General features: G+C 51.0%; 17 protein-coding genes. 10 read left to right on the top strand and 7 right to left on the bottom strand.

Annotated elements, in window-relative coordinates; genetic code table 11:
- Window positions 1-3 precede the first annotated feature (3 nt).
- Window positions 4-1,701 (top strand): glycoside hydrolase family 43 protein, encoded by a 1,698-nt coding sequence (locus tag ADH68_RS04410; RefSeq protein WP_068961874.1) that lies wholly within the window; start codon window positions 4-6, stop codon window positions 1,699-1,701.
- Between the two features lie 140 nt (window positions 1,702-1,841).
- Here the strand turns inward: ADH68_RS04410 and ADH68_RS04405 are convergent, their stop codons facing one another.
- From ADH68_RS04405 to ADH68_RS04370, 7 genes are all read right to left on the bottom strand, one after another.
- Window positions 1,842-3,515, bottom strand: coding sequence for a nucleoside kinase (locus ADH68_RS04405; RefSeq protein ID WP_068961875.1), 1,674 nt, complete (start codon window positions 3,513-3,515; stop codon window positions 1,842-1,844).
- 922 nt (window positions 3,516-4,437) lie between these two features.
- The gene (locus tag ADH68_RS04395) at window positions 4,438-6,063 is read right to left on the bottom strand and encodes a hypothetical protein (RefSeq protein ID WP_133165693.1); all 1,626 of its coding nucleotides are present in this window, start codon (window positions 6,061-6,063) and stop codon (window positions 4,438-4,440) included.
- 570 nt (window positions 6,064-6,633) lie between these two features.
- The gene (locus ADH68_RS04390) at window positions 6,634-8,184 is read right to left on the bottom strand and encodes a hypothetical protein (RefSeq protein WP_133165694.1); all 1,551 of its coding nucleotides are present in this window, start codon (window positions 8,182-8,184) and stop codon (window positions 6,634-6,636) included.
- A gap of 386 nt (window positions 8,185-8,570) precedes the next feature.
- Window positions 8,571-10,382 carry an LTA synthase family protein gene (locus tag ADH68_RS04385; RefSeq protein ID WP_084274166.1) on the bottom strand — a complete coding sequence of 604 codons (1,812 nt, stop codon included), beginning with the start codon at window positions 10,380-10,382 and terminating at the stop codon, window positions 8,571-8,573.
- Entirely contained in the window at window positions 10,379-11,185 is an 807-nt protein-coding gene (locus ADH68_RS04380) for a formate/nitrite transporter family protein (RefSeq protein ID WP_068961879.1), read from the bottom strand. Before ADH68_RS04380 ends, ADH68_RS04385 begins: the two co-directional genes overlap by 4 nt.
- A gap of 15 nt (window positions 11,186-11,200) precedes the next feature.
- Window positions 11,201-12,154 carry a Rossmann-fold NAD(P)-binding domain-containing protein gene (locus tag ADH68_RS04375; protein ID WP_068961880.1) on the bottom strand — a complete coding sequence of 318 codons (954 nt, stop codon included), beginning with the start codon at window positions 12,152-12,154 and terminating at the stop codon, window positions 11,201-11,203.
- 274 nt (window positions 12,155-12,428) lie between these two features.
- Window positions 12,429-14,585 carry an elongation factor G gene (locus ADH68_RS04370; protein WP_068961881.1) on the bottom strand — a complete coding sequence of 719 codons (2,157 nt, stop codon included), beginning with the start codon at window positions 14,583-14,585 and terminating at the stop codon, window positions 12,429-12,431.
- Window positions 14,586-15,047: 462 nt separating this feature from the next.
- On the opposite strand from ADH68_RS04370, the gene ADH68_RS04365 reads away from it, so the two are divergent.
- The 9 genes from ADH68_RS04365 to ADH68_RS04325 all read left to right on the top strand — a co-directional run bounded on the left by ADH68_RS04365 (window position 15,048) and on the right by ADH68_RS04325 (window position 22,407).
- Window positions 15,048-15,632 (top strand): hypothetical protein, encoded by a 585-nt coding sequence (locus ADH68_RS04365; RefSeq protein WP_068961882.1) that lies wholly within the window; start codon window positions 15,048-15,050, stop codon window positions 15,630-15,632.
- Between the two features lie 10 nt (window positions 15,633-15,642).
- Window positions 15,643-16,200 (top strand): hypothetical protein, encoded by a 558-nt coding sequence (locus tag ADH68_RS04360; RefSeq protein ID WP_084274168.1) that lies wholly within the window; start codon window positions 15,643-15,645, stop codon window positions 16,198-16,200.
- A 15-nt stretch (window positions 16,201-16,215) separates the two neighbouring features.
- Entirely contained in the window at window positions 16,216-16,815 is a 600-nt protein-coding gene (locus ADH68_RS04355) for a hypothetical protein (RefSeq protein WP_068962175.1), read from the top strand.
- 137 nt (window positions 16,816-16,952) lie between these two features.
- Window positions 16,953-17,462 carry a hypothetical protein gene (locus ADH68_RS04350; protein WP_084274172.1) on the top strand — a complete coding sequence of 170 codons (510 nt, stop codon included), beginning with the start codon at window positions 16,953-16,955 and terminating at the stop codon, window positions 17,460-17,462.
- Window positions 17,463-17,481: 19 nt separating this feature from the next.
- Window positions 17,482-18,072: a hypothetical protein gene (locus ADH68_RS04345; RefSeq protein ID WP_068961885.1), complete on the top strand. Its 591-nt coding sequence runs from the start codon at window positions 17,482-17,484 to the stop codon at window positions 18,070-18,072.
- A gap of 215 nt (window positions 18,073-18,287) precedes the next feature.
- On the top strand, window positions 18,288-19,892 hold the full coding sequence (locus tag ADH68_RS04340) for a DUF4435 domain-containing protein (RefSeq protein ID WP_068961886.1): 1,605 nt from the start codon (window positions 18,288-18,290) through the stop codon (window positions 19,890-19,892).
- A 56-nt stretch (window positions 19,893-19,948) separates the two neighbouring features.
- On the top strand, window positions 19,949-20,818 hold the full coding sequence (gene menA / locus ADH68_RS04335; RefSeq protein ID WP_068961887.1) for a 1,4-dihydroxy-2-naphthoate octaprenyltransferase: 870 nt from the start codon (window positions 19,949-19,951) through the stop codon (window positions 20,816-20,818).
- 2 nt (window positions 20,819-20,820) lie between these two features.
- Window positions 20,821-21,579, top strand: coding sequence for a glycoside hydrolase family 25 protein (locus ADH68_RS04330; protein ID WP_068961888.1), 759 nt, complete (start codon window positions 20,821-20,823; stop codon window positions 21,577-21,579).
- A 243-nt stretch (window positions 21,580-21,822) separates the two neighbouring features.
- The gene (locus ADH68_RS04325; protein ID WP_068961889.1) at window positions 21,823-22,407 is read left to right on the top strand and encodes a C40 family peptidase; all 585 of its coding nucleotides are present in this window, start codon (window positions 21,823-21,825) and stop codon (window positions 22,405-22,407) included.
- Window positions 22,408-22,589 lie beyond the last annotated feature (182 nt).

The raw sequence follows: 22,589 nt of genomic DNA, 5'->3' as shown, positions 1-22,589 counted from the left end.
CTCATGAGACTGACACAGAGCATATACTCGCTGGCTATAATGGCCGCAATAGGCGCGGCGTCGCTGACGGCAGGCAAAAAAGCTGTCGGACAGGCTGAGTTCAGTTCGTTTGTATATATTGGAAACGACGATTATTATAATGCCAATCCTCTTAAGGGGGATGGCGATTTCTACAATCCGGTAATAGCCGGATGGTACTCCGACCCGAGTGTTGTGCGCACTGGTGAAGACTATTATCTTGTCACCTCCACATTCGGTTATTTTCCCGGAGTGCCTCTGTACCATAGCCGCGACCTTGTCAACTGGCGTCTTGTGCGCAATATACTTGACCGTCCGGAGCAGTTGCCCGGTCTTGTAGGGCAGAGCCTTGACCGCGGAGGCATATATGCTCCGCAGATTTCGTACAATCCCCACAATTCAACCTACTATATGATAACCACGGATGTCGGGAGCAAGGAGGGACATTTCTATGTCACCGCCACCGATCCCGAGGGTTCGTGGAGCAATCCGGTGTGGCTGAAGGGTATCGACGGCATTGACCCCTCTCTGTTTTTTGACGACGACGGGAGCGCATACATAGTATATAAGGAGGATACGACCGGGCGACCGAAGTGGAGCAACTACCGCTGCATACGGTTTATCGCCTTTGACCCCGAGTCGGGCCAGACTGTCGGGGATTCGTGGCCGTTGGCCGAGGCCGGCGTCGGTCCGGAGGAGCATCTCGACCGCGACGAGGGGCCTCATATCTACAAAATTGACGGGCGCTACTTCCTGATATGTGCGGAGGGTGGCACAAGCAACCATCATTCGGCTGTCATCTACCGTGCCGACAGCCTTCGCGGAGAGTTTACCCGCTGGAGCCGAAATCCGGCGCTTACGCAGCGTTATCTCAAGGAAAAGCGCACAAATCCTATCACCTGCACCGGGCATGCCGACCTTGTAATGACTCCTGAGGGAGAATGGTGGGGAGTGTTCCTCGGATGCCGTCCCGGGCCGGGAGGATTTCAGGCTCTCGGTCGTGAGACATACCTGATGCCAGTAAAGTGGAGTCGCGACGGATTCCCGTATTTTACCCAGTCGCAGGATACTGTCCCGCTGACTCTGCATCGCGAGGGCGTTAAGCATGACCCCTCATGGGGCAGTTCGGGCAACTTTACCTGGAGCGACCACTTCAAGGGGGAGAGCCTGCGTCCGGAGTGGATCGGCCTTCGCGGCACGACCGCAGATTATTGCCATCTCGACGGAGAGTGCCTGCGTATGCAGTGCTGCCGCGAACTGTCAACCGGGAAGGGGGTACCGGCATATGTGGGCCGGCGTATCCAGCATCATAAGTTTGAGGCTTCGACACGTGTCAGATTCAAGCCGCGCAACGGCGGAGAGTCGGCCGGGCTGCTGATGCTCAAGAATGAATCGAGACAGTATTATCTTGCCGTGTGTGGCGACCGTGTGGAGTTGCGCACGCTCTCACCAAAGGAGGTGCGTGTAATCGCATCGGCGGAGATGCCCTGCAAGGCCGGCCGTGATGTGGAACTGCGGGTGGTATCCGACGGCATATGCTATGATTTCTACGTAAGGGAGGCCGCGCGGGATGCCGAATGGACTCCTGTGGCCGAGGATGTGGATGCCTCCTATCTTGCATGTGAGCGTACCGGCGGATTTACCGGGGCAACGATAGGCCTCTATGTCGAGAGCAGAGACTGATGACATGATATATCTACATGCACCTAATCATATAGGCATATTGCATGGTTGAACGTGGACAGCGCCACAAAAGTCGCGTATGAGGCTTTTGTGGCGCTGTCTATAGATTGTCGAAGATGTTGCTGTGTATGGCGTGAGAATCAATAGCGGAATGACGAGCCGCCGAGAAACTCGCGGAGGAGGGAGGTGGAGGGGATTGTCTTGTCGGTGATGGGTGTGAAATAGCCCAGGAGAGTGCGCAGTCGATAGGCTTCGGCGTACTCGGGTATGTCGCGCGGCACTCCGCGCAGCAGCTCTTCGGCGTATTCCTTTATTACGCTCAATTCGAATATGAGCGATGAATTGAACATTGCATCGGCATTCTCCTGATAGGGGTATATCCATTTGTCCTCACCGCGGCGCACACTCGGCCAGCGGCGTATTGTCTCGGTGGCACTGACTCCACGGTAGCGGCTGTCGCGCACCATGCGGCGTAGCAAACGGTTGTCGGAGGTGGGCACCCAGTTGTGGTCGTCAATCGACAGGGTGGTAAGGGCCGAGACGTAGATCATAAACTTCATGCGGGCGTCAATCTCTTTTGTAAGCTCGGGGTTTAGGCCATGGATGCCCTCGATGAGGAGTACGCTGCGGTTGGTGAGCTTAAGGGTCTTGCCTTTGTATACACGTCGTCCAAGTTCGAAGTTGTAGGTCGGGAGCTTCACTTCCTCCCCGGCAAGCAGGGCGTTGAGGTCGGCGTTGAACTGATGCAGGTCGAGAGCATACAGCGACTCGTAGTCGTAGTCGCCGTCGGGTTCGCGCGGGGTGTCTTCGCGGTTGACGAAATAGTCGTCGAGCGATATCATCTTAGGCTCAAGGAGGTTGGTCATCAACTGTATGGCAAGGCGTTTTGTGAATGTTGTCTTTCCGGATGACGATGGCCCGGCGATGAGCACCACACGTGCTCCGCCCTCGTTGTAGCGGCTCTGAATCTCGTCGGATATGCGCCCGATTTTCTTGTCGTGGAGCGCTTCGGCCACGTTGATCAGCATCGGGGCCTCCTTATGGGCTATGGCAAGGTTGAGCTCGCCCACATTGGCCACTCCGATTACGCGGTTGAACGCGAGATAGTCGGTGAAGGCGTGATACATTTTTTTCTGCATTATCGGTGACTCGGCGGCTGTAGGGTCATCTTTGGCCATGCCCATGAGCAGAAATCCTTCTTCGAAGAGTTGCAGGTCGAACACCGGGCACATGTCGGTCGATGGTGCGAGGTTGCCGTAGTAGCTGTCGCACACACCGTCGAGTCGGTAGTATACCGTGTAGAGGTCGTGGAGACTTTGCAGCAGTTTCACCTTGTCGTCAAGGCCCTGTTCCTCGAATATCTTTATGACATCGGAGGTCAGGCGCTCCTTGCGCTCAAACGGGAGCGCACGCCTGACAAGCGAGTGCATGTAATCGCGCAGAGAGTCGACAACCTGTTGCGACATGGCAACGTCCGAGCCTGTGATACGGCAATAGTAGCCTCGTCCGATAGAGTGCTCTATAATGAGCCGTGCGCCGGGATAGAGGGCCACTACCGCGCGGTAGAGCATCATGCAGAGCGAACGGATATATACCCTGTGGCCCGAGGGGCTCATGGCTGTCAGAAACTCGACCTGCTTTGGCGCGAAGAGGGGGTAGGAGAGGTCTTCGGTCTTGTTGTTGACGTGGGCGCAAATGGGGCGCTGCGGTATACGGTCGGCGAGAGTGTTGTAGATTTCCATGAGGGTCTGTCCACCTTGAAACTCTACATATTCGCCTATGTTTTTGCAGTAAATTTTTAATGTTGAACTCATAAATATGTGATGAAACGTGTCTCCTTAAAGTTACAAATTATTTCTGATAAAAGTTCAAATCAGCAATATAATATGGAAACATATGTTCATCACTCGACGCTTTGACAATAACTTTTATTCATCCCATTTTCCCGAGCGCAATCCTGGGCCGCCACGGGGATGTTAAATGGATCATTATGGTGATGTTGGTGGGTTGGGTTGGTGTAAAGTCGCCGGGCTACGCCGGGCATTTCGGGGGAGGGGACCAACCCCACCCTGCGAACCGCTATGGCGGCTCTTGGGTGGGGCTAACGTTGTGGACGCCCCCAAAGGGGATGTGCGCTAACGCGTTGGGTTGTGGATGTGAGCCGGGATGGTATGTTGGTATTGGTGGTTGGGATGGTGTTCAGTCGCCGGGCTACGCCGGGCATTCGGGGGGGAGGGGGCCAACCCCACCCTGCGAACCGCTAATGCGGCTCTTGGGTGGGGCTAACATTGTTGACGCCCCCAGAGGGGCTGTGCGCTAACGCGGGGAGTTGTGGATGTGAGCCGGATGGGGTATAGGAGTTAATGACATGCGGATGCTTGGGCTATGTGCTAACGTGGAGATTTATGGATGGAGCCGGATGAGGGTGTGTGGTGCGGAAATTGGGATAATATATAAGATAGTGTTACACAGGCGACTAATGTTAAATGCATGATTGTTTGGTGATATGATTTTGTTGCAGCTGCAACTCCCCGCGTTAGCGCACGGCTGTTTTTGTGGCTGTTCACAATCTGTATTTCGTTTTGTATACATTGGCAACCCAACGCGTTAGCGCACAGCCCCTCTGGGGGCGTCTACAACGTTAGCCTATGGTAAAAGCCGCGTTAGCGGTTCGCAGCCATAGGATTGTGGTGTCCCCATCCTCGGAATGCCCGGCGTAGCCCGGCGACTATTTCGCTAATTGGAGATGATTGAGCCTTGCGGAGTGAGGCCCTCGACGGATACTGTGATTTCGGATGGGGAGATATTGGCGGGGATAGGGAGTTCTACCAATTGCGTGAGGTCGACAATCGGTAGCCATTGTAGGGTGGCGCCGGTATCGTCCTTAGGAATACCCTCGAGAGTGTACGCAGGGGTATAGAATTTTTTGCGCTTTTGGTAGCCAAGAGGAGTAATGAGATTGAATTCTCTAGGTAATTTGCGATGCAGTTTTCCAGGGCATTTTGTATTTATACTTAGTATACCTCCTGTTTTGTCCATTATGTTTCCTCCTCCAGGACTAAAAAGAACAGACAAATGAGGCGGTACGTAAGAAACTGATTCGTTGTTAAGAAATGGGTACATTGACTCAAGTTCTGATAAAGATATTCTGTCACTATGGTTGCTATTCTCAGAATTATCCGATGATGCTGTTCTAGTGTTATTGGAATTTAATGCATTTTCTGCAATTTTTGCAGAATACTCTCCGAGGCCTTTATAAATAAGAGGTTTTGATGATGAGGTCACAGAATTTCCACCATTATCATTTTTGGATTGCAGAATCTTGTTGTTCTCACGATTAATCCAATCTGAGTTACCGTTGCCAAATATGTTCTGTACAATTTGTTTCGGATCTATATAATATCCTATGTAACGGCCATCGACCCAGATGCTTACCGGTACTTGATGATGCATGAGAATGTTACCGACGATGTTTATGCCTGGCACATTGGCCACGGCATCGGCATAGCAGAGTATGTTGTCATCCTCGCCGGGACGGACTGTCATATAAGAAAGTCGCTCAATTATATTCTCACCTTTGTGGCGGCTTTTTCCGTGGACGACCACCTCCTGAAGAGCGACATGCATGCCTTGGATGGATGACTTTATGCGCGCTATATACTCCTCGGATGACTGTTTCTCATCAGATTCCGCCGATGTTCTCAACTGCTTCTGAGGTAGAGCCGTGACTTCGGGATAACTATCGAAATCGGGATAGATGTTTTCTTCGAAATATCCTTTTTTGTTGACTGCTCCGATTACAAAATATGTGCCATCTGCCCATTCGATTCCGGTGATGTGGAAGCGCCCGAGGGAGTCGGTGACGGCCGATGCACCGTCGGCCATGCGCGGTGCGAGCACGTTGGCCGTGACTCCTGCCAGTGGCTTTCCGCGCCATTTCGAGCGGATTACTCCGTCGAGCTGGGCTCCGATTTCCAGCGGGTAGGGGAGTGAGTCGTTGATTTCGCCGCGAATTGCCGCCGGCATGTCGTAGCGTGTCCATCCCTGAGTCAGCATCAGAGCGTCGGCGGCGGGGTCGGCCTCACGGCGCGGTGTGCGCAGATACCATGCGGCATCCTCGACATGTCCGCGCAAGTCGTTCTGCATCAGCAGCTGCGATGCGATGGTGACTGTGGTGTCGGGCGACGATATACGACCGTCGACGATGGACACGGCCACGTCGGCTCCACCCTCCACGGCAGGGATTATGACCACATGGCGCGCTGAGTCGACGGTGATTTTCAGTTGCCCGGCGTTGGCGGGTGTCAGTGCCGCCGATGCGGCAATTGCGGTGGCAAGGATGGATTTAATGTAGGGATTCATACGCGGACTTTCGACAGATTGGTGAGTATATATATAGGCGTTTCCATGGAATTTCGATTTGTAAGTGATTTCCATGGATCTCATCGATAGTTTTCGCAAGATAGCATAAAATCAAGATTATTGCAATTAGATTATGGATATTTAACACGTCGGTACGGGGCATGAGGGGATGTTGGGGGCTGGGATGGTGTTCAGTCGCCGGGCTACGCCGGGCATTTCGGGGGAGGGGGACTAACCCCACCCTGTGAACCGCTATGGCGGCTCTTGGGTGGGGCTAACGTTGTGGACGCCCCAAAAGGGGCTATGCGCTAACGCGGGGAGTTGTGGGTGTGAGCCGGATGGGGAATAGGAGTTAATGACATGCGGATGCGTTAGCGCACGGCTGTTTTGTGGTCGTTCACAATTCGTATTACGTTTTGGATACATTGGCAACCCAACGCATTAGCGTACAGCCCCTCTGGGGGCGTTCACAACGTTAGCCTATGGTAAGAGCCGCGTTAGCGGTTCGCAGCCATAGGATTGTGGTGTCCCCATCCTCGGAATGCCCGGCGTAGCCCGGCGACTATTTCGCTAATTGGAGATGACCGAGCCTTGCGGTGTGAGGCCCTCGACGGCTACCGCGATTTCGGATGAGGAGATGTTGGCGGGGAGGGGTAGCTCTACTGATTGCGTGAGGTCGACAGCAGGGAGCCATTGTAAGGTGGCACCGGTCTCGCCCTCCGGAATACCTTCGGGTGTGTACGCGGGAGCGTAGAATTTTTTTCGCCTCTGGTAGCCGAGCGGAGATATAGTTCGGAATTCAGGAGACAAGGTGTTTGATATTTTGCCGGGATGTTTAGTCTTTATATTTAAAACGCCCCCATCTGTATTGGCTCCATTTTTAAATAATACTGAAAGATGTGGGGGAATATATGCAACTGATTCATTATCAGCGAATGGGTACATGTTCTCTAAATCGATAAGTTTTAAGTTATTTGTGAACAATCCGATATCATATAGATTATTATAAGAATTGCCATTATAAGCAGTAGTCTCATTTAAATCTAAAGGAGAAGTACCACCAATGCCATATGTTTGTTGAGATGTGGTATTCATCTTTCTTGTGCGAAGAGACGCTCCACTTTTGCGAATCCTGGTCTGTGCATCGGCAGATCCAAGATAGCGACCGTCAACCCATACGGAAACTGGGGTTTGATGATACATTAATCTGTCATTTATCACGTTAACACCGGGGATGTGAGTGACGGCTTCTTCATATGAACGGATATCTTTGTCATCGTCGGGGCGTATATAGACGGAGGCAAGATAGTCGATGGCGTTGGCCCCTTCGCGCTTTTTGGTGGCGCGGACCACGACCTCGCGTAGTGAGATTTGCATTCCCTGCGGAGATGAGTTGAGTCGGGCCACGTAGTTGTCCCATCGGTCGGGGTCTTCGTCGAGAGCGGCGAACGATTCGGCTATTGACTGCGATTCGGGGAGAATGTCTATAGTTGGGAATGAATCGAAGTCGGGATGAATGTTTTCTTCGAGTTTTCCCTTTGAGTTCATGGCGCTGATTACAAAGAATGTAGAGTCGGCCCATTCGATTCCGGTGATGTGGAAGCGCCCGAGGGAGTCGGTGACGGCCGATGCACCGTCGGCCATGCGCGGTGCAAGCACGTTGGCCGTGACTCCTGCCAGTGGCTTTCCGCGCCATTTGGAGCGGATTACTCCGTCGAGCTGGGCTCCGATTTCCAGCGGGTAGGGGAGTGAGTCGTTGATTTCGCCGCGAATTGCCGCCGGCATGTCGTAGCGTGTCCATCCCTGAGTCAGCATCAGAGCGTCGGCGGCAGGGTCGGCCTCACGTCGAGGGGTGCGCAGATACCATGCCGCATCCTCGACATGTCCGTGCAGGTCGTTCTGCATCAGCAGCTGTGATGCAATGGTGACTGTGGTGTCGGGCGACGATATACGACCGTCGACTATGGCCACGGCCACGTCGGCGCCACCCTCTACGGCGGGGATTATGACCACATGTCGCGCTGAGTCGACGGTGATTTTCAGTTGCCCGGCATTGGCGGGTGTCAGTGCCGCCGATGCGGCAATTGCGGTGGCGAGGATGGATTTAATGCAGGGATTCATACGCGGACTTTCGACAGATTGGTGAGATAGATAGGTGTTTCCATGGAATTTCGATTTGTAAGTGATTTCCATGGCTCCCATCGATAATTTTTGCAAGATAGCATGAAATCAAGATTATCGCAAGCCGATTATGGATATTTAACACGCCGGTACGGGGTGCAGTTGGGGATGGGACCGGGGCGGCGGGTTATGGTGATGTTGGTGGGTGGGTTGGTGTAAAGTCGCCGGGCTACGCTAGGCATTCGGGGGAGGGACAGCGACCTATGGTTGCGAACCGCTAACGCGGCTCTTACCATAGGCTAACGTTGTGGACGCTCCAAAAGGGGCTGTGCGCTAACGCGTTGGGTTGTGGGTGTGAGGCCTTCTTCGATGCATATGCCGTTATGTCAGGGCATGATGGCAAATGCGTCGGTGGAGATAATGAGGTCGGATATGGCTCGGGCCGAGCGAATGTTGGAGAGCGCTTCGGGAGATACTGCGGTAGTGTCGCCGACGAGTTCGCCTGTCATGGAACTTATTGCAAACGGGGCCTTGGAGGGGTCGAGGATACTGTTGCCCATCCCTTTCCACCGGTATGAGTCGAGTTGCATGAGGTTGAGCAGGGTGGGGTATATGTCGGCCTGTCCGAGAACGGCGTCGTATCGTCCCCCTACCGGGGAGTTGACTACAATCAGCGGGGTGTATTGTCCAGGCGACACTATTTCCCGTGCGTCGGGATTGTCGAGAATGGCTGCTCGATCCATTGCGAGCCCTTCGTGGTCGCCTGTAATCACTATCAGTGTGCGGTCGTAGTCGGGACGCGAGCGCAGATATGATAGCAGGGTGCCGATGGCACTGTCGGTGTAATGTGCCATCATCATATAGTCGCGCATGCGCTCCGGGAAGCGGTCGGAGAATGTCACCGTGCGCAGATTCTCAGGGAGTCGGAATGGGTTGTGTCCGGAGTATGTCACAAACTGTAGGAATGCGTTTTCCCCGACGGGCCATATTTCTCCGGCCTGCATTTTCTCTACAGCCTGGTGCATGAATGAGCCGTCGCTCAGTTTGGCGGGGTTGCCAACGAGCTCGTCGTTGCGCCAGGATGACCGTGTGAGGAGGGTGTCGATGCCGAATGCCCGAGCAATCGGTTCCTGATTCCACACGATAGGCTTGTCGCATGTGAGTATGTAGGAGCGTGCACCGTTTTTTTCAGCGAGGGCCCGGTTGAGGGTGTAGTAGCGGTTCTGGGGATAGCGCATCGAATATACGCTCGACTGCATCGGCAGCATGCCGGCATTGACGAGGAGCTGGCAGTCGATTGAGCGTCCGGCGGCGACTTGAGTCAGCACGTTGGGCGCATAGAGAGTGGATGCGGTGTCGGCGATGAGAGAGTCGAGCACGGGGGTAATCTCCACTCCGTCGACCTTGCGGTCGATAACCCAGCTTTCGAGCGATTCGCACAGTATAATCACCAGGTTGTCGCGGACGCCGATGGAGTCGGGGAGAGCGCGGTGGGGGCGGTGTCTTTCTTTTTGCTCCATCCATGAGTCGATGCGCGCGCGGCCGGCTTCGTCGAGCGCGCGTGAATTGCCGCTCAGGATATCGTACATGACCGAGCCGCCTACGGTATATATCGGTGTGGTGCATGTGGTGTAGTAGCAAGACTCCTGCAGGCGCGAATAATGGGCACGGAATCCGCCGCGGCACATGGCCGCTATGGCAGCGAGGAGCGCTGCGACCGCGAGGCAGACAAGGTAGCGCAGTGTAGACCGTGGCGGGAAGCGTCGCGGCATGCGACGTCCGATTATCCAGGCCGCAACTGTGGTAAGCGGAATCAGTATGTCGAGCCATCGCATCGAGTCGGCCACGCTTGCGGTGAAGTCGGAGAGATTTCCGGCGAGAAGATAGCTGTCGAGGGGTATAGCCGTGAAATATGTGCGGCAATACATCAGATTGGCCACGAGCACGCCGTCGGCCAGGAACAGTACAGTCACGGCTATCCAGAACCTGCGCGACACCATATAAGGGAGCACCAGCAGGAGCGCCCCGAGCAGGGAGTTGAGGTAGAGGCCTATGTCGGACATGGCGCGGAATGTGGTGCCTGTGCACCACACTACGTCGAACAGGATGAGCTTGAGGAACGCGGCGACAACGAGCACAGACAGGCGTCCGCGCCACATGTCGGCCGGAAACAGCCGTGACAGGATTGGTTTCATCATTTCTTGTGGTCGAGATGCAGATAGGCGTGGACACAGCCCACAAACAGCGCTCCCCCGATAATATTGCCGAGGGTGACGGGGATGAGGTTGTCGACAATCATCTGAGAGACGGTGATTCCGGCTCCTTCAAGCATTGCCGCGGGTATGAAGAACATGTTGGCGATAGAGTGCTCGTAGCCGAGGACTACAAAAGCCATTACCGGGAGCCAGCATCCGAACATCTTCGCGCCGGAGCTTTTGGCGGACAGGGCGAGCCATATGGCAAGGCATACGCACCAGTTGGCACCTATGCCTCGTAGGAATGCGGTGAGCCAGGGGAGCGATACTTTGGCCTGCGCCACAGCGATTATGGATGAATGGTAGGGCTCGGGGCTTAGCAGTCCGGTAAGGTATACGAGCATATACACGAAAAGGAGAGCGCCGACAAAGTTGCCGAGATAGACGAGTGTCCAGTTTACAATTATGTCCCACGCCGAGCAGCGCTTCATGAGCCATGAGGGCATGAGCATGGCGTTGTTGCCTGTAAACAGTTCGGCACCGAGCACTACCACGAGTATGAGTCCTATGGGGAACGCGGCACCGCTCAGCAACTTCTGCATGGCGGGGTTTGCGGCTGTGATTTCGGGGAATCCGAATCCGAGAATCACTGATAGCACTCCTCCGAAAGCGATATATACGCCGGCGAGTATGGTAAGGAGAGCGAAGCGGGCGTAAGTGCCGTTGCGGCCTGAGCTGAGGTCGGCCTTGGCCGCGCCGATGCCCGCTACTTTGTCGATAACTTCTTTAGGTGTATGTGTAGCCATTTAAACGATTGACGGTTAAAGATCTTCGAGCATTCGTTTCAGCACCACCTGGGCGGAAATTTCGCGGTTGGCGGCTTCGGGGATTACAAGTGAGCGCGGCCCTTCGATGACGTCGTCGCTTACAATCATGTTGCGGCGAACGGGGAGACAATGCATGAAGAATGCGTTGTTGGTCAGTGCCATCTTCTCAGCTGTTACAGTCCATGAACGGTCGGTTGACAGGACTTTTCCATAGTCGGGGTCGGCGAATGCGCTCCAGTTTTTGGCATATACGAAGTCGGCTCCGGCGAGAGCCTTGTCCTGGTCGTATTCCACTCTGGCGTTGCCAACAAATCTCGGGTCGAGCTCGTAGCCTCGCGGATGGGTTATCACGAAATCGTAGTCGGTGGCGTTCATCCATTCGGCAAACGAGTTGGGCACAGCCTGCGGGAGTGCTTTGGGGTGAGGCGCCCAGGTCATTACTATTTTGGGTCGGTCGACGGTCTTATGCTCTTCGATTGTGATGAGGTCGGCAAACGACTGGAGGGGGTGGCGTGTCGCGGCCTCCATTGAGAATACCGGGCGCTCTGAGTAGCGTATGAACTGGTTGATGACTTTCTCCTGATAGTCATCTTCTTTCGACTCGAATCGGGCGAACGAGCGAACACCGATTATATCGCAGTAGCATCCCATCACAGGGATTGCCTCAAGCAGGTGCTCCGGCTTGTCACCGTCCATGATGACTCCGCGTTCGGTCTCGAGTTTCCATGCGCCCTGGTTGACGTCGAGCACGATTACATTCATGCCGAGATTGAGGGCCGCTTTCTGGGTGGAGAGACGCGTGCGGAGCGATGAGTTGAAGAAAATCATCATTAGCGTGCGGTTCTCACCGAGATGTTTGTAGGCAAAGCGGTTGGCTTTTACTTCGAGGGCCTCGGCCACAGCGCGGTCAAGAGGACCTATATCTGATACTGAAATGAAATTGCGCATAGTTTCTGCTTTTTGGGTTATTCTTCTGATATTCAACAATGGAAGCCTGGCGGAGTGTCCGCGGGATGAATGACTGTGACGTCATTGACCTTTCGTAAGGGCGGTCTGTATGGCTTCATTATGCAAAGATACGAAAAAAGCCGGTAACGCGGTGAAGTCAAGATGATTTCTCGTGATGGAGCGGATGGGATATATGCAAAAAGCAGACGCACCTTTTGATGGGCGCGCCTGCGGGTTTTAAAAATGGTAGTAGATGATATTTTAACCAGTTTCTTTATTCTTCAGACTGCGACTCGGCATATGCCTTGAGGAGTTTTTCCTGAACGTCGGAAGGCACGAGCTCATAGGAGCTGAACTTCATGGTAAATGAAGAGCGGCCACCTGTGATAGAGCTAAGTGCGGTAGAGTAGGATGACATCTCTTTGAGGGGCACACGAGCGGAGATTTTCTCGAATCCGTTTTCGCTGGCCATACCCATGATTATGGCACGGCGTCCCTGAAGGTCGCTCATCACGTCGCCCATGACATCGGCTGGAACGAATACGTCGACATCGTATACCGGTTCAAGAATCTTGGGATTGGCGTTGCGGAAAGCCTCGGAGAATGCGTTGCGTCCGGCCAGTCGGAATGATATTTCGTTGGAGTCGACGGGATGCATCTTGCCGTCGTAGATGCATACGCGCACGTCGCGGGCATAGCTGCCTGTGAGCGGGCCCTGTTCCATGCGATCCATGAGTCCCTTTACGATTGCGGGGATAAAGCGTGCGTCGATGGCTCCGCCGACGATACAATTGCACACCACCAGCTTGCCGCCCCATTCGAGGGGTATCTCCTGAGTGTCGCGCACGTTCATCTTAAACTCCTGGTTGCCGAACTTGTAGGTGTCGGGCGCTGGCATTCCTTCGGTGTATGGCTCGATGATCAGGTGAACCTCGCCGAACTGTCCGGCGCCACCCGACTGTTTCTTGTGACGGTAGTCGGCACGTGCGGCTTTCGTGATAGTCTCGCGATACGGTATGCGCGGCTCTTCGAATATGATGGGGAGCTTGTCGTTGTTTTCGACGCGCCATTTGAGTGTGCGCAGGTGGAATTCACCCTGGCCCGAGAGTATGGTCTGCTTGAGCTCTTTTGACTGCTGCACTTCCCATGTCGGGTCTTCTTCATGCATGCGGGTGAGGATTTCCGAGAGTTTCTCGGCGTCGGCCTCGGTGACGGGACGTACGGCGCGCTGATATTTGGGCGCGGGATACTTTATGAAGTCGAAACGGTACTCACAACCCTTTTCGTCAAGGGTGTTTCCGGTGCGGGCGTCTTTCAGTTTTACGGTGGCGCCGATATCTCCGGCACAAAGTTTGTCGACGGGAGTCTTAATCTGGCCGCATACGCAGAACACCTGTGCGATGCGTTCTTTTGAGCCGCGGTCAACGTTGGTGAGGTCGACACCCGGGGTGAGTGTGCCGCTCATTACCTTGAAGTAGCTGACTTCGCCGATATGTGGCTCGATGGTGGTCTTGAACATGAACAGGGAGAGGGGACCGTCGGAGTCGGGTTTTACCTCTTCGCCTTCGGTGTCGACCGGCGCGGGCATATCCTCAACAAAGGGCACTACGTTGCCGAGGAATTCCATCATACGGCGTACGCCCATGTCCTTGAGGGCGCTTACGCAGAATACGGGGAAGATTGAGCGGTCGACGAGGCCTTTGCGGATGCCTTCGCGCATCTCGTCCTCGGTGAGGTGGCCCTGATCGAAGAATTTTTCCATCAGGGTCTCGTCGTTTTCGGCGGCAGCCTCGACGAGTTTCTGGTGCAGCTCCCGGGCGCGATCGTGTTCTTCGGCCGGTATTTCCTCAATAGTGGGAACTCCGCCGTCGGGGCCCCAGGAGTATTTTTTCATTAGTAGCACGTCAATCATGGCGTTGAAGCCCGGGCCGACGTTGATGGGGTATTGTATAGGTGTTACTTTTGGGCCGAAGATTTCGGTCATCTGCTCGATTACATTGTCGTAATCGGCTTTTTCGCCGTCGAGCTGGTTGAGGGCGAATATAACCGGCTTTTTCAGGGAAGCCGTGGTGCGGAAAATATTCTGGGTGCCTACTTCCACGCCATACTGCGCGTCGATGAGGATGACGCCGGTATCTGTTACGTTAAGGGCTGTGATGGCGTTTCCTACGAAGTCGTCGGCGCCCGGACAGTCGATTACATTGAGTTTCTTGCCAAGGAATTCGGCGTAAAAAATGGTAGAGAATACTGAGTAGCCATACTCTTTCTCCACCGGGAAATAGTCGCTGACGGTGTTGCCTGACTCGACATTGCCGCGACGTTTTATAACTCCACACTCGTAAAGCATCGCTTCGGCGAGTGTGGTTTTACCGGAGCCTTTGCTACCAAGCAAGGCTATGTTTTTGATTTCGCTTGTCTTGTAAACCTTCATGTTATTAGAAGTTTATAGTGAGAAAAAGTAGTCTGTTGCCGTGGCGTGAGCGCCTGTGGGTGTCATGCCGAGTGGCAACGGTTGGCAAATTACAGAAAATATTTGAGAAACGCGTCATGGAGCAATATGTTACAAAACATAGCTAAACAGCCAATTGCTCCAATCGTCGCAATAACGCGCGAAAATATACCGGCATCGCGTTGTGTGAAATATTGTAAACTGAGAAAATTTTAGTAAGTTTGCAATCACAATTTCCTTTTGTATTTTAATTATGAAAGGGATTATATCTTAAATATTTTAAACATGCTCTAAGGAGTTTGAGGAAGAGAATACCCTGGGTATTATGTATCGGAGGTATTATGCTATACCTATGTGGTATAGCCTCACTGTTGAGAATAATGATTGGATTGGAGAATATTCGTTTTCCATTCCCGAGGCATTGATTAAGCATAAAATGTAGCTATGAGAGATGATAGATTCGAATATTTCCTTAATGCGGTGCATTACTGTATTTGGCGAGGAGATATAAGGGTACGCCTTTTCTTTGATAAAATTATGGGAGGATTCCTGTTGGTTTTTGTAACAATCTTTCTTTCGAAGAAATACAAGGCTCGCTTGTATGCTCATGTAGTAAATCATGAAAAGGAAACATATGATTATTTCTATAATAAGAAAACCGGATTTCATATTAATTGGGCGCATTATCGGGTAATTGTTTTTTATTTATGTTATTCAGCTTGCATATCATTTTTATTGGAAGGAATATTGTTTAGAGTGTTTGGACTGATTAGTCCTATAATATTTGGTATAATATTAATATCTCCTATTTGGTTGTTCTACATTCCTGCCAATAAAGTGGTCTTTTCCGATGATCGTTATCTGAAATATTTCAAGGAATTTGAAAAAATGGATAAATCGTGGCACAGAAAATGGGTAATGATTACATGGGCATTTTGTGTCGGTGGTATATTGGCATTCTTTGGAGGTATAATTGCTTTGTTCGCTATCGCGATAGGATGGAGTAATGTCCATCTGCCTTTTTTGTAGCATATAGATTATGGTTGAGGATAGATTTGCATATTTCCTGAATGCAGTGCATTACTGCATTTGGCTTCATGAGATATGGATTGGCAATTTTATTCATAAACTGGTCTTTGGCAGTATACGTCTTTTTGCCAAGTATATGTGTTCAAGGAATTGTCAGGAGAGACTTTATGCTTATATGGCAATGCGTGAACAGCAAATATATGAGTTTAAGCATGATAAAAAGAACGGGGTTTATATAGGGTTGTCGAAGTATGAGTTCGGCTACGTTTATTCGTGTTATCCGTGTTTCCTGTCATTCCTCATGTTTGGGTTGATACTTAAAATCAATGGAGATATTACTCCAATCGTAATGATTGGCACTCTTGCTGGGCCAATTGGTTTGGGATATATTCCGGTCTATAAAGCAGTCTTTTCAAATAATCGCTACCTTGAATATTTCAAGGAATTTGAGAAAGAGAATAGGGCTTGGCATCGTAAATGGGCGAGAATCACCACTGCGTTCTGTATTGGGGGAGTCCTGATTTCTTTATTGTCTATAGCTGCTGCATGGGCTATTCTATTGTGGTAACCGGTCATGTATGATATGATAGATAACAATCGATTTGCATATTTTCTGAATGTAATGCATTATTGCATTTGGCGAGGAGATATAAGGGTAGGACATGTGCTTTATAAAGTGATAGGAGGATTCCTGTTGGTTTTTGCCACGCTATTTCTTACCAAGAAGTATAAAGGACGTCTGTGTGCCCATTTGGCAAATCATGAGAAGGAAACACATGATTATTTTTATAATAAGAAAAGTGGTTTTCATATAAGATGGGCACATCATAGATTTGGTATGTTTTATTTATGTTATTCAGTTTTTCTGTCATTTCTGATTGCAGGCATCCTGCTTAGAAATTTTGTGGCAGTCATTAATCCGACGTTATTTATTATCATATCAATAATTCCGATAGTGGTGAGTTATATTCCAGCCTATAAGGCTGTGTTTACCGATAGCCGTTACTTGAAGTATTTCAAGCAGTTTGAGAAGGAGGATAATAGATGGCATAAAAAATGGACATTAATAACATGGATATTCTGTGTCGGAGGGATAGTAATCGAAATTTTCGGGATAATTACAATGATGGCTATTGTAGTTGGTGGATACAATAACATAGATTTACCATTCCTGCCGCATTGATTTAAGAAACTGTTTAAATTCAGATGATACAGATTCTAAGAGTAAAATAGAACACTATGAGAGGTGATAGATTTGCATATTTTCTGAATGTAATGCATTATTGCATTTGGCTTCATGCTATTAGCTACAGTAATTTTATGCATAAACTGGTCTTTGGCAGTATTCGTCTTTTTGCCAGGTATATGTGTTCAAGGAATTGTCAGGAGAGACTTTATGCTTATTTGGCAATGCGTGAACAGCAACTATATGAGTTTAAGTATGATAAAAAGAAGGGGCTTTATATCGGGTGGGCTAAGTATAAGTTCGACTACATTTATTCGTGTTACCCCGGTTTTCTATCTTTTGTGATATTGGGACTGATATATAAAAATTATGGTGCGGTAAATCATGTGATAGCCATGACGACTCTACTTGTCACTATTGTAATATGTTATATTCCAGCTTATAAGGCTGTGTTTGCCGATAACCGTTACTTGAAGTATTTCAAAGAATTCGAAACAAAAGGAAAGAAATGGCATAAGAAGTGGAAGAGAATAACGATTGTATTCTGTTTTGGAGGATTTGCTATTGTCATATTCGGAGTGGCGATATTATTTGATATAATGATCGGCTTGGAGAATTTTCGTTTCCCAATCCTGGGGCATTGATTAAATGTGAAATGGAGCTATGAGAGGTGATAGATTTGCATATTTCCTTAATGCAGTGCATTACTGCATTTGGCGAGGGAGTAGAAGATTACAGCTTGTTATTGATAAGGTGATAGGTAGATTCCTATTGTTTTTTGGAGTACTATTTCTTTCTCCCAAAAAACAGGAACGATTGGATATACATATAGCAAATCGTGAGAAGGAAACATATGGATATTTTAATAATAAAAAAAGAGGTTTCCATATTCTATTTGCTAATGATAACTTTGGATTTTTTTATGGAGGGTATTCTATTTTCATATCATTTTTGCTTAATGGAATATACATTAGAGTATTTGAATATATAAATCCTGTTTTACTTATTGTCATGTTGGTGGTGCCTATTTGGTTATGTTATATTCCGGCTTATAGGGCTGTATTTACAAATGATAATTATCTGAAATATTACAAGAAGTTTGAAAAAATGGATAAATCGTGGCACAGGAAATGGGTAATGATTACATGGGCATTTTGTGTCGGTGGTATATTGGCATTCTTTGGCGGTATAATTGCTCTGTTTGCCATTGCAATAGGATGGAATAATGTCCATCTGCCATTTTCGGGGTATTAACTTGTAAATGGGAAATTATGAGTGATGAACATTGGACATAATCTGAAATGCACGGCTTGTTGAGAGTGGCGAGGTGATATAAAGAGCAGGATTGGGGGATGGGAATCCTGATTTTCCTTGATTTCCCGTTGCCGCATTGTTGACAAACGTTGGGAGGGTTGATTGACTGTAAGGAATAATTTGTTAACTTTACTGACTCAAAACATCGACAGCATATGAAACTCACGCTTCCGCCACAGCTTGACTCTACGCGCGAGGTTATCGACGATGACTCCCGGCGCATTATAATAATAGGAGCAAACGGTTCGGGTAAGACCCGGTTTACCGAGCGTCTTGTCGAGGAGACCGGCATGAGCATGCCGGTGTTCCGTATCTCGGCTCTTAACGCGCTGTATCGTGCTGACAGCACCGACACTCTGGAAGGATCGGTCGACGTGCTTTATGAGGCGGCCACAGAGCGTTCGCCATTTATGCGCAGCGACCACCATACCCAGTTTGAGCGTGTGATGGCTCTGCTGCTGCTCGATGAGGTGTTGCACCTGCTTTTGCACAAGCATTCGGGAGGCCGGATGGAGCCTACGTGTCTTGACCGTGTGATCAGCGCTTGGCAGGAGGTGTTTCCCGACAGCCGTATTCTCAGGGAGAGCGGACGTCTGCTGTTCAGCCGCAAGGAGGATGACAGCGCTTACTCGCAGATGCGTCTGTCGGACGGAGAGAAGGCTGTGCTTTATACGTTCGGTGCCGCAGTACTTGCTCCGGAGGATGCCGTGATGTTTGTAGACAGTCCGGGGATGTTCCTCCACCCGTCGGTGATGGGCATGATATGGGACAAGGTAGAGTCGTTGCGCCCCGAATGCACGTGGGTATACACAACCCACGACGTGGAGTTTATGACATCGCGCGTGCGCCCCGATGTGATATGGGTGCGCGGGTATGACGCCGAGGCCCAGCGCTGGGACTATGCCGTGCTGCCCGCCGGGACTCCTCTTGACGACGAGATATATACTACTATAGTAGGCGCGCGCAAGCCGGTGCTGTTTATCGAGGGCGACGGCACCCACAGCATCGATGCCAAGCTCTATCCGCTGGTGTTTACCAACTATACGGTGCGCTCGCTGGGTAGTTGCAACAAGGTGATAGAGGCCACTCGCACGTTCAACGACCTGAATTCATTCCACCATCTCGACAGCCACGGCATAGTCGACCGTGACCGTCGCGACGCCCATGAGGTGGCTTATCTGCGCAAGAAGCGTATCTTCGTGCCAGATGTGGCTGAGATTGAAAATATACTGATGCTTGAGGATGTGGTAAGGGCCGTGGCACGGCATTTCCACCGCAATGACGACCGAGTGTTTGACCGTGTGCGCAAGTCGGTGATAAACATGTTTCGCGGCGAGCTCAAGCAGCAGGCGCTCATGCATACACGCCACCGGGTGAAACGTATGGTGGAATACCGTATCGACGGGCGATTCCCGTCGATTGACAAACTTGAGCAGCATATGGCCGATCTGGTCAATGCCCTGCGTCCGCGCGACATATACAACGGGCTTGTGCGCGATTTCCGGGGGTATGCCGAAGGGGGCGACTATCAGTCGATACTCAGGGTGTACAACCAGAAGTCGATGGTAGGGCAGAGCAATGTGGCCGAGCTGTGCGGGCTGAAAAATCATGATGCGTATGTGGCCGCGATAATCGAAATCCTGAAGGAGGACTCTCCGGAGGCCGACAGTATACGCCGCGCGGTGACAAGATGTTTTGGCATCACCGACGACGAGGCTTCGGCAAAACTGTCGGAAAACTCAATATCGGAAATCGACTGAGAGGGTGTCTGCCCCCCTGTAATCAGGACTTTCCTACGTAAACAAGCTCTAAGAATATGACTCTGAAACCGTGGATTGAAGCCATGCGTCTGCGCACACTGCCTGTTTCTGCAGCCGGAGTGCTGACGGCGATAGGATATAATGTAGGCGACGGCACCTTTAAGGCTGCGCCTGCGACGCTGTGTCTGATATTTGCCCTGCTGGCGCAGGTGGCCTCGAATTTTGCCAACGAATATTATGACTACCGTGACGGTCTTGACCGAGCCGGACGCGACGGTCCGCGCCGCGGAGTTACCGAGGGCGACATCACCCCCGGCGCGATGCTCCGCGCCACGTATGCCACTCTCGGCATGGCTTGCTGTGTGGGTCTGTCGTTGCTGTGGTGGGGAGGCTGGTGGCTTCTTATTGCCGGCATAGTCATAGCGATTGGTGCCATGGCCTACAGCGCCGGGCCGTATCCGCTGTCGCGCCACGGGCTTGGCGAGGTGGCTGTGATTATCTTTTTCGGAGTGATACCTGTAAATCTTACATATTATGTACAGTCGGGATATTTTGCGTGGCCTGTCGGTATAGCTTCGGCCGCTATCGGACTGATGGGTGCCAATGTGCTGCTGGTCAATAATTACCGCGATGCCGACGATGATGCCTCTGTAGGCAAGCGTACCCTTGCGGTGATAATGGGCCGTGGATTCGCCTATTCGCTGTATCTTATCAATGGAGTGCTCGCCATGCTTCTGCTGCTTGACGCTATGGGTGTCCATCGATGGATTGCATGGGTGTATCTGGCCGTGCACCTGTTGCTGTGCATGATGTTGAAGCGCCGTACAGGCCGGGCCATAAATCCGCTGCTCGGCATGACGGCTGTGGCTATGCTTGCCGTGGCGCTCGCATGGCTTGTGTCTGAAATCTGTAGCAAGGGAGTGTAATCATGAGTGCGCGCGGAAACAGCAAATCGGGCATAAATGTTGCCACAATCGTTATCCTGTCGGTGTTTCTTGCCGTCGGGATGGTGATGTTGCTCGTGCGTCTGCGCAGGGAGATTACTCCACTTGAACTAAGCCGTGATGAGTATCCCGTCACAGGTCTTGATCTGTCGGCACATAACGGAGATATTGATTTCAGCCTTCTGGCGGCTGACTCGATTGATTTCGTGGTGTTGAAAGCAACGGAAGGAGCTACCTTCAAAGACCCGAAATTCCACCACAATTATCTTGCAGCCCGCAAGGCGGGAATTAGGAATATCGGTGCCTATCATTTCTTTAAATTCGGCACCGACGGAAAGATGCAGGGTATCAATCTGCTCAACTCACTGGTGGGGAAGACCCTCGAACTGCCACTTGTGATAGATCTCGAGGAGTGGACCAACCCCAAAAACATGCATACCGACTCTATCGTAGTGCGCCTTCAGGACATGATAGACTATCTGGAGAGCAACGGTCATGCCGTGATGCTGTACACCAACAAGGACGGATATGAACGGTTTGTGCGTGACCGTTTTACCGATTATCCTCTGTGGATATGCTCGTTTACCAAGCCGCCTTTGCCGGAGGATGCCGACACCGACTGGTCGCTTTGGCAGTATAGCCACTGGGGGTGGGTTAGCGCCACCGACACGTCGGTCGACCTGAATACATTCAACGGCAGTCGCGAACAATGGCGGCAGTGGCTCCGCTCGGTCGATTTCTGATGTCGCTGAGCGAATGCCCCGGATCGTTTGTGAAATCGCTGAGACATTACAATGTTAATGCAAAGCGAAAATTATGTTAATTTGAAGAGCCGGATGCGTGGAGGATGCTAAAAGACTTTAAATGGCTGTATGTCCGGTTGATTGCTGACGATGATTTTAGTATCTTTGTGAAGAATGGAAAGAGAGGCAGTGCAATATGCGCAATGGACAGGGCCTCGATTCACTAAAATTACCTTAATTTAAATGAGCAATATCATACGGGTATCTCTCGCAGTTGTCATGATGCTTGTCGGTGCAGTCTGTGCCGATGCGACCACCCCTCTGCGTGAAACTCTCGACCATAAAAACATATCAGCCGACTTTGCTTCCATAAATACATGGAAGCCCGAATTGCCGTTGATTCATCCCATAAGCAATGGCGATGCCGATGAGGCTCCGGAGTATATTGCCGACATGCTGTCGTTTGCCGGTCAGTACAAGGGTCTGCGTTACCGTCGTGGCGGTAAGACTCCCAAGGGATTTGACTGCTCGGGTTTTACCAGCTATGTGTTCAGACAGTTCGGCATGAAACTTAATGCCTCCAGCTCTTCGCAGTATACTCAAGGCGAGGCCGTCGAGGATATGGATCTTCTGCCCGGTGATCTGGTGTTTTTCAGCGGTCGTGCCGTGAGCAAGACAAGAGTGGGCCATGTAGGGCTTGTTACCGACGTAAATCCCGACGGCACGTTCAAGTTTATCCACTCGTCTAACTCGCAGGGTGTCACCGTGTCGAAGAGTACCGAGCCATATTATTCACGCCGTTATATCGGCGCGCGCCGAGTAAGATAATTCAGGCCTGAGGGTCTTACAATAGAACGATTTGAAATATGTGGCACGGAATGGTTTCTGTGCCACATATTTTTAGACCACTTTTGTACGACCGTCTTATACTGTATCTATGTTGTTTTGAATGAGGTATGCGATGTTATGACCAACTTTTATACCGATAGGGTTTGTGATTTTCGTCGATA

Origin of the sequence: Muribaculum intestinale (genome assembly GCF_002201515.1) — a bacterium.
Taxonomy (GTDB): Bacteria; Bacteroidota; Bacteroidia; order Bacteroidales; family Muribaculaceae; genus Muribaculum; species Muribaculum intestinale.
The sequence above is the reverse complement of the archived record's forward strand: the minus strand, read 5'-3'. Positions and strand labels throughout refer to the sequence as shown.